The following is a 276-nucleotide window of genomic DNA, read 5'->3' as shown; positions in this document are numbered from 1 at the left end:
AAAATCAAAATCTTAAACTTGATCTTTTTGTTGGCAAAAGAATTCGCTTTAGGCGAAAAATGCTGAAGATGTCTCAAAAGACATTAGGTCAACATTTAGGTGTGAGCTTCCAACAAATCCAGAAATATGAAAAAGGCTTAAACCGTATGAGTGCAGGGCGTTTAAAGGAAATTTCCGATATTTTGAATGTTCCACTTGCCTTTTTTTACACTGATATCATCAAAAAAGACAACACCCCGTACCATTATGATGAAATCGCCTCGAGCAAAGAGGAAT

Annotated in this window: 1 protein-coding gene; it reads left to right on the top strand. The window is 35.9% G+C overall.

The annotated features are described in order from the left end of the window. A partial coding sequence (locus ACFINC_RS10160) for a helix-turn-helix domain-containing protein (RefSeq protein ID WP_375617135.1) occupies positions 1-276 on the top strand: 276 nt, incomplete at both ends.

The organism is Bartonella sp. AP58NXGY (assembly GCF_042195785.1).
Taxonomy (GTDB): Bacteria; Pseudomonadota; Alphaproteobacteria; order Rhizobiales; family Rhizobiaceae; genus Bartonella.
Note: the sequence above shows the minus strand (reverse complement) of the source record. Positions and strands in the feature narration are given on the sequence as shown.